This window comes from Silicimonas algicola (assembly GCF_003148765.1).
GTDB classification, from domain to species: domain Bacteria; phylum Pseudomonadota; class Alphaproteobacteria; order Rhodobacterales; family Rhodobacteraceae; genus Silicimonas; species Silicimonas algicola.
In genome coordinates, this window is sequence record NZ_QGGV01000014.1 from 56,467 (window position 1) to 69,834 (window position 13,368).

At 63.5% G+C, this 13,368-nt stretch carries 12 protein-coding genes; 2 read left to right on the top strand and 10 right to left on the bottom strand.

What is annotated here, in order from left to right:
• Positions 1-75: 75 nt before the first annotated feature.
• The 9 genes from atzF to C8D95_RS22660 are packed head-to-tail and all read right to left on the bottom strand — an operon-like array spanning position 76 to position 8,910.
• Positions 76-1,875: an allophanate hydrolase gene (atzF, locus tag C8D95_RS20760; protein ID WP_109761116.1), complete on the bottom strand. Its 1,800-nt coding sequence runs from the start codon at positions 1,873-1,875 to the stop codon at positions 76-78.
• Complete coding sequence (locus C8D95_RS20765; RefSeq protein WP_241239817.1) at positions 1,872-2,228, bottom strand: cupin domain-containing protein; 357 nt, start codon at positions 2,226-2,228, stop codon at positions 1,872-1,874. Before C8D95_RS20765 ends, atzF begins: the two co-directional genes overlap by 4 nt.
• Positions 2,221-2,886 (bottom strand): cysteine hydrolase family protein, encoded by a 666-nt coding sequence (locus C8D95_RS20770; RefSeq protein WP_109761118.1) that lies wholly within the window; start codon positions 2,884-2,886, stop codon positions 2,221-2,223. The genes C8D95_RS20765 and C8D95_RS20770 overlap by 8 nt, the downstream gene beginning before the upstream one ends.
• Positions 2,886-4,412 carry an ABC transporter ATP-binding protein gene (locus tag C8D95_RS20775; protein WP_109761119.1) on the bottom strand — a complete coding sequence of 509 codons (1,527 nt, stop codon included), beginning with the start codon at positions 4,410-4,412 and terminating at the stop codon, positions 2,886-2,888. Before C8D95_RS20775 ends, C8D95_RS20770 begins: the two co-directional genes overlap by 1 nt.
• On the bottom strand, positions 4,409-5,101 hold the full coding sequence (gene biuH / locus C8D95_RS20780; protein ID WP_109761120.1) for a biuret amidohydrolase: 693 nt from the start codon (positions 5,099-5,101) through the stop codon (positions 4,409-4,411). The genes C8D95_RS20775 and biuH overlap by 4 nt, the downstream gene beginning before the upstream one ends.
• Positions 5,098-6,114, bottom strand: a complete 1,017-nt coding sequence (locus C8D95_RS20785) for a formamidase (protein ID WP_109761121.1) — start codon at positions 6,112-6,114, stop codon at positions 5,098-5,100. The genes biuH and C8D95_RS20785 overlap by 4 nt, the downstream gene beginning before the upstream one ends.
• A gap of 9 nt (positions 6,115-6,123) precedes the next feature.
• Positions 6,124-7,047: an ABC transporter permease gene (locus tag C8D95_RS20790; protein ID WP_206508445.1), complete on the bottom strand. Its 924-nt coding sequence runs from the start codon at positions 7,045-7,047 to the stop codon at positions 6,124-6,126.
• On the bottom strand, positions 7,047-8,162 hold the full coding sequence (locus tag C8D95_RS20795) for an ABC transporter permease (protein ID WP_109761123.1): 1,116 nt from the start codon (positions 8,160-8,162) through the stop codon (positions 7,047-7,049). Before C8D95_RS20795 ends, C8D95_RS20790 begins: the two co-directional genes overlap by 1 nt.
• 28 nt (positions 8,163-8,190) lie before the next feature.
• Positions 8,191-8,910 carry a BMP family ABC transporter substrate-binding protein gene (locus C8D95_RS22660; RefSeq protein ID WP_241239816.1) on the bottom strand — a complete coding sequence of 240 codons (720 nt, stop codon included), beginning with the start codon at positions 8,908-8,910 and terminating at the stop codon, positions 8,191-8,193.
• A 563-nt stretch (positions 8,911-9,473) separates the two neighbouring features.
• Between C8D95_RS22660 and C8D95_RS20805 the strand changes: the two genes are divergently transcribed.
• Positions 9,474-10,376, top strand: a complete 903-nt coding sequence (locus C8D95_RS20805) for a LysR family transcriptional regulator (protein WP_109761124.1) — start codon at positions 9,474-9,476, stop codon at positions 10,374-10,376.
• 399 nt (positions 10,377-10,775) lie between these two features.
• On the opposite strand, the gene C8D95_RS20810 is transcribed toward C8D95_RS20805, so the two are convergent.
• Positions 10,776-11,834 carry a LacI family DNA-binding transcriptional regulator gene (locus tag C8D95_RS20810; protein WP_109761125.1) on the bottom strand — a complete coding sequence of 353 codons (1,059 nt, stop codon included), beginning with the start codon at positions 11,832-11,834 and terminating at the stop codon, positions 10,776-10,778.
• Between the two features lie 192 nt (positions 11,835-12,026).
• Between C8D95_RS20810 and C8D95_RS20815 the strand changes: the two genes are divergently transcribed.
• Positions 12,027-13,346, top strand: a complete 1,320-nt coding sequence (locus tag C8D95_RS20815) for an ABC transporter substrate-binding protein (protein WP_109761126.1) — start codon at positions 12,027-12,029, stop codon at positions 13,344-13,346.
• Positions 13,347-13,368: the final 22 nt, after the last annotated feature.

Consider the following 13,368-nt stretch of genomic DNA (forward strand, 5'->3'; position numbering starts at 1 on the left):
CCACATCGACCCCGGCGCAGCGACAGTCGCTCGAGCTTTCCAAGCAAGTGGAATTGTGACGGGTCTCTGCACGACCTAGCGGCTCGCAAGATAGGCCCGCCACCCACCGAAATGGGTGATGTCATCGGATGCCTCAGCCGCATGCGCCTCCATCAGGAACCCCTTGACACACCGGTCATCGGACAGCGTGACACTGCCTATCGACAGCGGTCCTGGGACGGAGGCAAGGAGCGGACCCAAGCCCCTCAAGGGAAGCGCCCAAAGCTCCAATGCGATTGTACTGCCGGACGCACTGCGCAGAAGTCCAGGCCGCTGCGGGGGGCCGCCCGGTAATGCGTACAGTCGATAGTCGGCCGCCGTCCTAGCACTCTCGAGGAACCATCCGCCGAGCTCGGTCAACATGTGGTTCAGCGGCAAGCCGGACATGTGAGCACCGACGACGGCGATGACGCATTCGTCGGGATCGGGACGCGGGTTGCCGAGGTCGCCCGGCCTCACCTGCAATTGGGTGGCGCCCAGCATGGGCAGGGCATCCTCGTGAAGCCCCTTCGCGACCGCAGCCGCGCGCGCGTCCTGCCCCGCACGCGCAAGCAGCGTGACACCGCTCGGACGGCCGTCCGCGCGAAGGCCTGTCGGGACTGCAATCCCGCATAGATCCATCAGGTTGACGAAGTTCGTGTACGTGCCAAGTCGCGAATTGGGCGTGACCGGGTCGGCTTCCAGGTCCGCCAGGGTGTAGAAGGTCGGGATGGTCGGCACGCAAAGCAGGTCGATCCCGGTCATCAACCCTTCGGCGCTGCGGCGAAGGTCGGCTAGCCGGTAGATGCCGCGAAACGCGTCCGCGGCGGACAGTCGGTTAGCCGCTCCGATGATCTGGCGGGTGACGGGATGGATCTCGTCGGGGCGCTCGCGCATGAACGTCTCGACCGCCGCCATGCGCTCGGCGACCCAGGCGCCCTCGTACAGCATCGCCGCCACGTCAAAGAAGGGCTTGAAGTCCAGCTCGACCAGCGTCGCTCCAAGATAGGAGAGCCGCGCGAGCGTGTCTGCGAAGGCCTGCTCCTGTACCGTGTCGCCAAAGAACTGGCGGGTCGCCGCGCTTGGCACGCCCACGCGCAGAGCGGATTCTGCGGCACCCATGCGCGGGGCGACGACACGCTTGGAATAGCCGTCCGCGTCGTCATAGCGCGCCGCCGCCGAGAAGACCCTCCAGGCGTCGGGGACGGTCAGCGCGAAGATTGAGATCGTATCGAGTGTACGACAGGCCGGGACGACGCCCGTTGCCGACAGCGCTCCGAGCGTGGGCTTCAGACCGACGATATTATTCAGCGCCGCCGGCACCCGGCCCGATCCGGCCGTATCGGTGCCAAGAGCGAACGACACGAGGCCGCGGGCCACCGCGACGGCCGAGCCCGATGACGAACCGCCGGGGACGATTGCAGGATCGAGGGCGTTCTTCGGGACCGGATAAGGCGTCCTGACCCCGACAAGCCCTGTCGCAAACTGGTCCAGGTTCGTCTTGCCGACGGGGATCGCCCCGGCCTTTCGCAGCAGGTTCACGACAAAGGAATCCGCCTCGGCGGTGTACGCGAAGGCCGGACAGGCCGCCGTCGTCGGCACTCCGGCAAGGTCAATGTTGTCCTTGATCGCGAATGGAAGTCCCCAGAGGGGAAATCGTTCGGGGTCGAACGGCGGCAAGGCGTGGGCCTCGGCAAGGACGTCCTCCTTCCGGCGGAGGTGGATGAAGATGCCCGGGTCGTTCGCAAGCGCTATCCGTCGATAGGCTTCCTCGACCGCATCGGCCGCCGAGTACCCTGAGGCAAACGCGGCCTGCAGCGACGCAAAGTCGAAGGATGTGTCTGCGAGGACCGTCATCGCTCTTCCTCGAGAATGCGGACCGGCCGCTCCCATTCGATCATCAGGACACAGCCTTCGTCCGACCAGACCGAATGGACGCTGCCCTCGGGGTTCAGGACGACGGAACCGGCCGCATAGGTCCCGCTCTCGTCGCACTGGCTGCCTTCCAGCACGAAGATCGTCTCGAGGCCGGTGTGGAGATGGCGGGGCACCCGGGCTCCCGGCGCATAGCGAAGCAGGGCCACACCTGGATCAGACCGGCGAATCCAGCAGATCTCGACACCGTCGCGGAATGGCTGAAAGTCGGCATCCTGCCACGCACCCTTCAAAAGACCGGCGATGTGAACCTGCTTCTCTACTCCCTTATCCACGAAGCGCCGCCTCGATCTGCCAGGTGGTCGCGGTCCAGCCGACGATAGCCCCCTGGGCGCGGATCATCTCGAGCGTCGCCGCCTTGAACTCGGGGAAGTAGCTTTCGGTCGCGTCTTCGGCGAGCAGACACTCGTACCCCCGGTCGTTCGCCTCACGCATGGTGGTCTGCACACAGACCTCGGTCGTGACGCCCGCAAGGACCAACGTCCGCGTGCCCAACCGCGCCAGACGGTCGCCGAGGTCGGTGGCATAGAAGGCGCCCTTGCCAGGCTTGTCGATCACGATTTCTCCCTCGGCGGGTGCCAGTTCCGGCACGATGTCCGCGCCCGGCTCACCGGCGATGAGGACGCGGCCCATCGGACCCACATCGCCGATGCGCAGCGCGGGGGACCCACGGCCCCGTTTCGCCGGTGGGCAGTCGGAAAGGTCCGGCGCGTGACACTCGCGGGTATGAATGACCGGAATCTCCGCCGCGCGCGCCGCAGCGATGAGCCGTGCGGTCGCGGGCACGATCGCCTGGAGCAGCCGCACGTCGTTGCCGAGCGAAGCGCCGAAGCCACCCTCCTCGATGAAGTCGCGCTGCATGTCGATCACCATGAGCACCGTGGTTTCCGGATCGAAAACAAGCGGGAACGGGAGTGCGTCGATCTCCGCCATCAGTGATGCCCGGCCATGCGCTGACCGATTTCGCCGATGGCCACTTCTCCGACCGGCCGGTCATAAGAGATGGCTCCCTCGGACATCACGAGTACCCGGTCGGCGAGCTCCATGATCTCGTCCAGGTCCTCCGAGATCAGCAGCACCGCGGCGCCGCCGTTCCTGGCGGACATGATGCGCGCCCGAATCTCGGCCACGGCGGTGAAGTCCAGGCCGAAGCACGGGTTGGCCACGATCAGCAGATCGACCGCGCCAGTCAGCTCCCGGGCAAGCACCGCGCGCTGCACGTTCCCGCCCGAAAGCGAGGAGATCGGGCTATCGAGCGATGCGGTCTTGACGCGGAACGCCTCGACAAGTTCCCCGGCCCGCCGTCGCATGTCCCCTGGTTTCAGCCAGAAGCGGCTGCCAGAGCCGTTGAGGTCGAAGGTTCTGAACCCGATGTTCTCGACGACGCTCATCCTGGGAGCGCAGGCATTGTGAAGCGGTTCCTCCGGCAGGTATCTCACGCCGAGGACACGGGCTTCGGAACGTGTCGCCTCGAAGGGCGCGCCCTTCACTTCGATGGAACCGGCGTAATGCGGGCGCTGGCCGGTCAGGAGCTCCATCAGTTCGACCTGCCCGTTGCCCGATATTCCGGCGAGACCGACGATCTCGCCGCCTCGCACTTCGAGCCGCTCCAACGCGATCTCCTTCAGTCCCGAGCGATCCTTCGCGCGCACGCCCATCGCAGAGAGAATGATTGGGCCAGGAATGCCTGCACGTGGCGCAGGCTCGGCGAGCTTGGCGTCCCCCATCATCATCCGCGCCATCTCCGCCCGAGACAGGTCGGCCACCGGCCCCTGCCCGACCAGCTTGCCGCGACGGAGTACCGTGACCTCGTCAGCATAGGCTTCGACTTCTCGAAACTTGTGAGAGATCATGAGGACGGTAATCGCTCCCGCCTCGCAAAGGCCCCGGACGTGACCCAGGACCTCGTCGGCCTCGTCGGGTGTCAGGACGGACGTCGGCTCGTCGAGTATGAGAAACCGGCGACCGAGATAAAGTTGCTTCAGGATCTCGAGCTTCTGCTTCTCGCCAGCGGCGAGCGCGCGAACCGGACGGTCGAGCGGGACCCGGAAGGGCATCCGCGTCATGAAGTCTTCGAGCCGGGCGCTTTCCTTTCGCCAGTCGATGACGGCCGGCGCATCCTCGCGGCTGATCACGAGATTCTCGGCGGCGGTCAATGACGGGACCAGCGTGAAATGCTGGTAAACCATGCCCAGGCCGAGGGCATGCGCGGCCCGAGGGTCGGGAACCTTCGCTTCGTGTCCGTCGATCAGCATCTCGCCCGAGGTCGCATGGTAGAAGCCCATGATGCACTTCACCAGGGTCGACTTGCCTGCGCCGTTCTCGCCGAGAAGCGCATGGAAGCTGCCCGGCTCGATCCGGACGGAAACGTCGTCGAGCGCCGTGAAGGCACCGAAGCGCATCGTCATGTGCAGCGTCTCGACGCCGATCGCGCCCTTGGTACTGGAAACGGACTTCATGGCAGCCCCTCAATGAGGTCTCTGGAGTTCGACACGGCGCCGAAGACCCCGCCCTGCATCTTCACCATGTGAATGGCGGCGGCATGGTTGCCGGGATCCGTTGCGCCGCAGCAGTCCTCGAGGATCAGGCATTCGAAGCCCCGGTCGTTGGCCTCCCGCATCGTCGTCGAGACGCAGACATCGGTCGTGATGCCGGCCAGAATGATATTCTCGATGCCCTTCGTGCGCAGGATCAGTTCCAGGTCGGTCGCGCAGAACGAGCCCTTGCCGGGCTTGTCGATAATGCTTTCCCCTGGCACAGGGTAAAGCTCCTCGATGATGTCCCAGCCTGCCTCGCCCCGGATCAGGATCCTTCCGCAGGGTCCCGGATCGCCAATGCCCGCCCCGATGCGCTGCGACCGCCAGCGCTTGTTCCGCGGCAGGTCGGACAGGTCGGGCCGATGCCCCTCGCGTGTATGGATGATGTGATAGCCCTTCGCCCGCATCACGCCGAGGACCGCCTTGATGGGACCGATCGGGGCGCGCGTCAGCGACAGGTCGTAGCCCATGGCGTCGACATAGCCACCCTCGCCGCAGAAGTCGGTTTGCATGTCGATTATGATGAGCGTCGTGTTCTCCGGCCTCAGATCCCCGTTGTAGGGCCATGGATAAGGCTCGGATGCGACCGTAATCTGGAGCTGATCCTTCATTCCGCAGCCTCCCGCCGCCTTTCGCCGAAGCGCCTTGTCGGCGCGTCGAAGCCCTCGCCCGTGCCGTCGGTGACCTTCACCTCGCCTTCCCAGGGCAGCCGGTATCGTCCGGCGGCGAGGTCGGTCATGTAGGTGTAGGGGCAGTCGCTCGCGCCGCCCTGAACGGCGACGAAGCCCCGGTGGCCGAGCTGGTAGATATTGTTCTCGACACCCCAGTTGGCGCGGGCCTCGCGGACGAGGTCGGGCCTGACTTCCGCGGTGATGATTTCGTCCGGCCGGCCCGAGGTCCCGTGGGCAACGACGGTGCCGTCGAAGTTGCACACCATGGCTTCGCCCATCGAGTCGAATGTTCCGTCCGACCCGCACATGCAGACGCTCGCGGTCACCATCAGATTGCAGAAGGCATTCGACTGGTTGGTGAAGCGCCAGCTGTGGCGGATCGGAGCGGTGTAACCGGCCGTGCGCAGCATGATCTCGGCTCCCCGGTAGGCCGCCTCGCGGGCCATCTCGGGAAACATGCCGTCATGACAGATAATGAGCGCAATCTTCGCGCCTTTCGGACCCTCGATCACCGGGACACCGAGATCGCCCGGTTCCCACGGTTCGACCGGCACCCAGGGGTGAAGCTTGCGGTAGTAGAGTTTCAGCTCGCCCTCGTCGTCAATGATCAGACCCGAGTTGAAAGGGTTGCCGCCCGGGTTCTTCTCCATGATCGAGAAGCAGCCCCAGATGCGGTTTGCAGCGCAGGCGTCCTTGAATGCGGCGACCTCGGGGCCCTCGAGGCTGCACATGAGCTCGGCCGATGTATCCATCGAAAGGCCGTGCAGCGCGTACTCGGGGAAGACGACCAAATCCATCGTGGGCATGCTGCGCCGGGCCTTGCCGACCATCGCCACGATCCGCTCGGTCTGCGCCGCCAGGTCGGCGGGAGTCCTGACAACCGGAAGCTGAAGCTGCACCAGCCCGATCACCAGACCGTTGGGAGACTTGTTGAGACCGCCGAGACCGCTCATGCTCTTCTCCTATTTTGTGATGCTAAGTTCGCCGGGAGCGCCCGTGATCGCCTGCGACTTCGACGAAATCGCGATCAGGACAAAAAGCGTGAGGACATAGGGCGCCGCGTAGTAGAGATAGTAGCCCTCCGAGACACCGACCGACTGCAAGGCGGGACCGAGCGCGCCCGCGCCGCCAAAGAGAAGCGAGGCGCCGAAGCAGGCGATCGGGTTCCAGCGTGCGAAGATGACCAGCGCCACCGCCATCAGACCTTGTCCGGACGAGATACCTTCGTTCCAGCTTCCAGGGTAATAGAGCGAGAGATAGGCGCCGCCGATCCCTGCGAAGGCGCCGCCCGCCGCCGTCGCGAAGGTGCGGACGACGGATGGCCTCAGCCCCATCGCGCGCGCGGCGTCGGTTGAATCCCCGACGACGCGGATCACAAGACCGACGCGGGTGGCGCGGAACATCCACCAGAGCGCAAATGCGAGAGCGATGCCAAGGATAAATAGTACGTTGATCCGCAAGGCAGCCTGAACCTGCGGAAGGTCAGACCACCAGCCGAGCGGGAACGACGGAAGGTCCGGCGCGACCGGTTGGATGTAGGGCTTGCCAAAGAAGTAGGCGAGGCCCATGCCGAGCAGCATCATCGCGATCCCGATGGCAATGTCGTTGACCTTGGGGATCGAGCAGAGAACTCCGTGGACCAGGCCGAAGATGGCGCCGGCGAAGGCCGCGGCCAGGACTCCGGCCCAGGGCGAGCCGGTCTGGTAGGCGACGGCATAACCCGACATGGCGCCGAAGACGAGCGTGCCTTCCAGACCGAGGTTGATCCGCCCCGACCGCTCGGTCAGCACTTCACCGAGCGACACGAAGAGGAACGGGGTCGACACTCGGATCGCACCGCCGACAATCGCGATGGGTATCGCCCAAAGGCCGAGGTCGTTCTCCATCAGCCCGCCCTCCAGCGTTCCGGCGCGAAGATCTTGAACCGGCCGTAAAGCGACTCGGACAGCAGGATCGCCACGAAGACGAAACCCTGGAGCACCAGGACGGTGGCGTCCGGCAGGTCCATTCGCCGCTGGATCAGGCCGGACGACGCCTCGAAGCCCGCGAGCAGGATCGCTACGGGTATGATGGCCAGCGGATTCTGCCGCGCGAGAAAGGCGATCAGGATCCCCGTGTAGCCGTATCCCGCCGCCAACGAGGCGTTGGCCGAGCCGTGGACCGCCGTCACTTCAAACATGCCCGCGAGACCCGCGAAGGCTCCGCCCAGGGCGGTGAAGCTGATGATGAGCCGGCCGACCGGCAGTCCCTGCACCTCGGCCGCGCGCACGTTGCCACCGGCGATCCGCGCCGCGAACCCCCAGGTCGTGCGGTCGATCAAGAGCCACGATAGAATGCAGACTACGACACCCACTGCAAGCCCCCAATGCACATCCCAACCGGGGATGTTCCCTACCCGTAGGTGTTCGGCCAAGGGGGCCGTCGACGGCTTGTTGAGACTCGCCGGATCGCGGAACGGCCCCTCAACCAAGTGGTTCATCAGCGCAATAGCGATGTAGGCCGTGAGCAGGCTGGCGATGGTCTCGTTGACGCCGCGCGCGTACCGCAACCAGCCAATCGCCCCGATCCAGACCGCTCCTACGAAGGACGCGGCCAATCCCAGAACGGGGATGGCGATGGCGCCTGGCCAGGATGCCAGGGCAGCGGCAAGCGCACCCGCCGCGACGCCGCCCAGCACGATCGCACCCTCGCCTCCGATGACGACAAGCCCCAGCTTCGCCGGCAAAGCCACGCACAGCGCGGCGAACAGAAGCGGTCCGGTACGTGACAGGGTGTTCTGCCAGGAAAAGGAAGACCCATACGCGGCCTGAAAGACCAGGCCATAGAAGTCTGCCGGAGACTTTCCAACCAGCATCAGGAACACACCGAACACCGCAAGTCCCGCAAGGAGCGCCAGGACGGGGATGACTACGGCCTCGGACCGCCGTGCAAGCCAGGCGAGCCAACCCTCGGACGAGAACCGCTCGCGGGTGCCGATATCTACTGGATCGGCGATGGTCATGCCCCTTGCCCTGCCTCCTGCGATGCCGTCACGACGTCGCGCCGACCACGCCCTCGACCAGATAATCCATGCTTTCCAGCGCGATGTCGGTTTCGAGGAGGGAGGCTCCGTCGCCAAGGATCGTGTTCCCTTTGTTATCGAGGAGCGGACCCTTGTAGGCCGCGAAGCCGCCCTTCATCATGTCGGCCATCGTTGCCTCGAACTGATTTCTGGCGGTGTCGCTGACCGCGGGCCCGAGGGGGGACATCTTGATGTAGCCCTCGGCCAGACCACCCCGGTCAAAGTTCGAGATCGTGCCCCCGTCGAGCATCGTCTGCACCATGCGGGTGTAAACGCCCGGCCAGTTCCATTCGGCGCCAGTCAGATACCTTTCGGGAGCAAGGGGTGTCTGATTGGCGTGGTACCCGCAGACGAAACAGTCGCGACCGGCGGCGGTTTCCATCACCACCTTGGGCCCGTCCACGTGGCAGGTAATGACGTCGCATCCGGCATCGGCGAGCGCGTTCGTGGCTTCGGCCTCTTTCACGGCCAGCGACCATTCACCCGTGAAGATGACCTGACACGTGATCGCGGGATCGACCTGGCGGGCGCCGAGAAGGTACGAGTTGATGTTCTGCAGCACCTGCGGGATCGGTTTGGCGGCCACGAAGCCCAGCTTCCTGGTCGTCGACATGTGTCCGGCGACGATGCCGTTCAGGTACTGGCCAAGGCCGATGTAGCCGAAGTACGAGCCGACGTTGGTCGGCATCCCTTCGGACCAAAGTCCCGCGGCGTGTTCGAAGCCGCACCTCGGGGTACTTCGGGGCGACGGCCAGGACATGAGGGTCGAAGTAGCCGAAAGAGGTCGGAAAAATGAGCGACGCGCCGTCGAAGTTGATCATGGACTCCATCGACTTCTGCACGTCCACGGTTTCGGCGACATTCTCCTCTTCGACGACCGTCACGCCTTCCATCGCCTTGACGGCGGCCGCTCCCTCGGCGTGGGCCTGGTTGTAACCGAAGTCGTCCCTCGGGCCGACGTAGATGAAGCCGACGGTCATGGTGCCTTGGGCCCTGGCGGTCCTTGGAATGGCGCCAAGTGTTGTTGCTCCCAGAAGTGCAGCACCGCCCCTCAGGACGCCGCGTCGGGAAAACGTATTCATGGTCATGTCTGGATGTCTCCGGTCGAAGTCTTCGAGCTAGGCGCGGCTTTTCTTGCAGCGGTGACCCACCTGCTCCCGCGACAACAAAAGAGGGGAAAAGTGCTGCTGTCTTCTGCTAACATTGCACTGTACCGCTGCAAGAAATGCATCGGACTCGAGGAAGTGTCCCATGTCGAGCAGGCACCTGATGCCGCTGCAGTACGTCGATGCCATCGCCAGGGCCGGCTCGATCCGGAAGGCGGCGGAAACCCTCGCGATCACATCGACCGCCCTGAACCGCCGTCTCCTAACGCTCGAGAACGAGCTTGGAGTGGACATCTTCGAGCGGTTGCCGAGAGGCGTCCGGCTGTCGACGGCGGGCGAACTCCTGATTGCCCACATCCGAGGTCAGTTGTCGGACTTCGAGAAGTTGAAAAGTCAGATCGCCGACTTGTCCGGTGAAAGGCGAGGGCACGTGTCGATCGCGTGCAGTCAGGCGCTGCTGCCGTACTTTCTGCCCGAGCAGATCTCGCGCTATCGCCGCGACCACCCCGCCGTGACCTTCGGCGTCAGCCTCCGCGACCGCGCCGCGGCCGAACAGTCGCTGGTCGAAATGAACACGGACATCGCCATCGTCTTCGAACCTGTGCGGCTGCGGGAGATCCAGGTCCTCATCACAACCCGACAGCCGCTGCACGCCGTGATGGCAAAGGATCACCCTCTCGCGGGACGCGAGACCATTCGCCTCCGAGACTGTGCCGCATTCCCAATCGGCCTCCCGACCGCGCAATACGGCGTGCGGCACCTGATCGACTTGGCGATGTTGCGGTCGTCCGTCGACCTGCACATCGCGGTGGAATCGGACAGCTTCGAATTCCTGCGCCACTATCCCAGCCGGGAACGACTGATCTCGTTCCAGATCCCCGTGGGTTTGCCGGTTGCCGGAACCGGGGAATCCATCGTTTCGCGAAAGGTCGACACCCGCGATGTTCCGGAAGGCCTGCTTTATCTCTGCCAGTTGAAAGGACGGACACTGCCCGTCGCAGCGGCGAAGTTCGCGGCGCAGGTCGAGGCCGTTCTGGAGCACTCCTAAATGGCGACGCGAGGCGAAGGACCTTTGTACGTGACAGTAAGAATTTGCGACAAACGAAAGTCGAGCAACCAAAGAAACAAGGCATTCGAACCTGACACAGCTTTAACCTGTCGTGATACAATGTAGGAAGAACTCGACTTCAGAAGGTTTGTACCTGCCCTAGCCTCGGCCGATGACGAACCACAGCACTACCCGAAACTTTGAAGATTTTCTTAATGAGCGTGGTGTCGACGTTCGCCTCAGATGATCTGTTGCCGATGAAGCCCGTTCGGTCCGACGTTTGCTTCTAGAGGTTCATGGCAGCCACTCCCTGCGGGTTCCCTTTGGTCTGACCGCACTCATCGCTGCTAGCCGCTGGCCGGCGAAAAAGAGATGTCTCAGGTGGATTGTGAAGAGTTGTTACAGGTTCGTTTGGAGCAACACCTCGATACGTATCCTTTCCTGGGAATTCAACGTGGTGAGGTTGTCGGTCATGGCGCGTAGCCGGCGAATTGCGCTTCGGACAAGATGGCCCGGATCCTGCGTTATGACCGCATCGAGCAGTCCGGACGTGAGAGCTGCCGACGTAAATGGGGTTCGTTCGTGAGCTATGGCAACGACAGGCTCGACAAAGCGCGCAGCCTCCAAAACCTCGCCCGGTATCCGGGCTTCCGAGGCCAGGATGTAGACTCCGACGATCTCTGGATTTCGGTCGATGGCAGCTCTCACGACACGTTGCGCGCGTTCTGCGGAACCGTAGGTCTCGATCGTGGGTAGCGGTGTCAGATTGTGAAACTGGTTATTCATCACCTCGTCAAATCCAAGGCGTCGTTCAAGGCTGTCGCGCGATTGCATGCTCTCAGCCACGACGAGGATCTTGCCTTGCGCCGCATGGATGAATCGGCCCAGCAGAGTGCCGGCCGTGCAACCGGCGGCGCGGTTGTCGATCCCGACCCAGTTGCCGCCGGACAGCGCCTGATTGGAAATGAATGGCAAAGCGCAGACGCCACGCTCACGCAGCCTCGTGATCGCGTCGCGCACTTGCGGCGTTTCGGGTGCCATGATCGCCACGCCGTCGACGTCCTGCGAAGATAGACTGGACAGATATCCAGCGATCCGATGTGGGTCATGCTCTTCGATCTGGTGCACGTTCGCGCGGATCATCTCGGACGTGTAGAGGGTGTTGGCTTCGGCGATGTGACGGTGGATCTCCTCCAGAAACTGGTCGCCTGACCGGGGCAGGACGAACAGGAACCGGTAGCTTTTGCCCTTCGCGAGGTTTGCCGCCGAGAGGTTGCGGACGAAGCCCAGGTCCCTGATCGCAGCATTGACCTTCTTGACCGTGTCGGGTCTCACGCCGTCGCGCCCATTGAGAACGCGATCGACTGTCGCGCGGCTTACTCCGGCCACACGGGCCAGATCCTTCGTTGTCGGTCGCAGAATGCCCAAAAGGTCGGCAGGTTCAGATTTTTCATCCATAAATCAAATCCTTACGGACTCTCAAGTCGCACCCTTCCAGTGTGAAGCCGCGTCATCATGAACGTTATACATGCATTTGAGGCACGTGCATCAGAGAATTGTTGCTTTGAGGCACGTGCCTCATTTATGAATATTTCATCGTTGAGTCGCGAAGTCACGGCGACGGTGGCGATGTCCAGGGAGGATGAATCGATGAAAAAACAATTCATGGCCACTGTCGCAACCGGCGCATTTCTGGCTGCCGGAGCCACGTCGGCGCAGGCCGAAGATCTGACGCTGTGCTGGGCCGCATGGGATCCGGCAAACGCGCTGGTCGAACTCAGCAAGGACTTCGAAGAGAAGTCCGGTCACAAGATGAGCTTCGAGTTCGTGCCTTGGCCCAACTTCGCCGATCGGATGCTCAACGAGCTGAACTCGGGCGGGCAACTTTGCGACCTGATGATCGGCGACAGCCAGTGGATCGGCGGCGGCGCCGAGAGCGGCCACTACGTGAAGCTCAACGATTTCTTCGACGCCGAAGACATCACGATGGACGACTTCATCCCCGCCACGGTCACCGGCTATTCCGAGTGGCCCAAGGGCACGCCGAACTATTGGGCGCTTCCGGCGTTCGGCGATGTGGTGGGCTGGACCTATCGCAAGGACTGGTTCGAGCGGCCTGAACTGCAGGCCGAATTCAAGGAAAAGTACGGTCGTGACCTGGGCGTGCCGGCAACGCTGGCAGAGCTGAAGGACATCGCTGAATTTTTCGAGGGGCGCGACATCGACGGCAACACCGTCTATGGCGCTGCGATCTACACCGAGCGGGGCTCGGAAGGCATCACCATGGGGGTGACCAACGCGCTCTACAACTACGGCTTCCTCTACGAGAATCCCGAGAAGCCTTACGAGATGGAAGGGTTCGTCAACTCGCCGGGAGCCGTCGAGGGGCTGGAATTCTACAAGGCGCTCTACGACGTCGGCCCCCCTCCGGGATCTTCCAACTGGTACATGGGCGAGAACATCGACGCCTACAAATCAGGCCAAGTCGCTCTGCAGATGAACTTTGCGTTCATCTGGCCCGGCGTCGAGGCCGACCCGAACGTGGGCGGCGGCAAGTCCGGCTACTTCCCCAATCCGGCCGGCCCCGCGGGGCAGTTCGCCCAGCTCGGCGGACAGGGGATTTCGGTGGTGGCCTATTCGTCCAAGCAGGATGCGGCGCTTGAGTACATCAAGTGGTTCGCCCAGCCCGAGATTCAGGCGCGCTGGTGGGAGCTTGGCGGCTATTCCGCGCTGAAGGCGGTGGTCGAGGATCCGGGCTTTGCCTCGAGCCAACCCTATGCGCAGACCTTCCTCGATAGCATGGCCATCGTGAAGGATTTCTGGGCCGAGCCTGCCTATGCGGACCTGCTGCTCGCGATGCAGGAGAAGATCCACGACTACGTGATCGCCGGCAACGGCACCGCGCAAGAGGCCCTCGACGGCCTGGTCGAGGAATGGACCGTGATCTTCGAGGACGAAGGCAAGCTTTGACGCTCTGCCCGGACCGGGCGCA

Bases quoted from the DNA above. Each gene is read 5' to 3' on its own strand.
- C8D95_RS22660 (WP_241239816.1), bottom strand. From the start codon at position 8,910: ATGCCGACCAACGTCGGCTCGTACTTCGGCTACATCGGCCTTGGCCAG.
- biuH (WP_109761120.1), bottom strand. From the start codon at position 5,101: ATGAAGGATCAGCTCCAGATTACGGTCGCATCCGAGCCTTATCCATGG.
- C8D95_RS20795 (WP_109761123.1), bottom strand. From the start codon at position 8,162: ATGACCATCGCCGATCCAGTAGATATCGGCACCCGCGAGCGGTTCTCG.
- atzF (WP_109761116.1), bottom strand. From the start codon at position 1,875: ATGACGGTCCTCGCAGACACATCCTTCGACTTTGCGTCGCTGCAGGCC.
- C8D95_RS20810 (WP_109761125.1), bottom strand. From the start codon at position 11,834: ATGGATGAAAAATCTGAACCTGCCGACCTTTTGGGCATTCTGCGACCG.
- C8D95_RS20790 (WP_206508445.1), bottom strand. From the start codon at position 7,047: ATGGAGAACGACCTCGGCCTTTGGGCGATACCCATCGCGATTGTCGGC.
- C8D95_RS20815 (WP_109761126.1), top strand. From the start codon at position 12,027: ATGAAAAAACAATTCATGGCCACTGTCGCAACCGGCGCATTTCTGGCT.
- C8D95_RS20775 (WP_109761119.1), bottom strand. From the start codon at position 4,412: ATGAAGTCCGTTTCCAGTACCAAGGGCGCGATCGGCGTCGAGACGCTG.
- C8D95_RS20770 (WP_109761118.1), bottom strand. From the start codon at position 2,886: ATGGCGGAGATCGACGCACTCCCGTTCCCGCTTGTTTTCGATCCGGAA.
- C8D95_RS20805 (WP_109761124.1), top strand. From the start codon at position 9,474: ATGTCGAGCAGGCACCTGATGCCGCTGCAGTACGTCGATGCCATCGCC.
- C8D95_RS20785 (WP_109761121.1), bottom strand. From the start codon at position 6,114: ATGAGCGGTCTCGGCGGTCTCAACAAGTCTCCCAACGGTCTGGTGATC.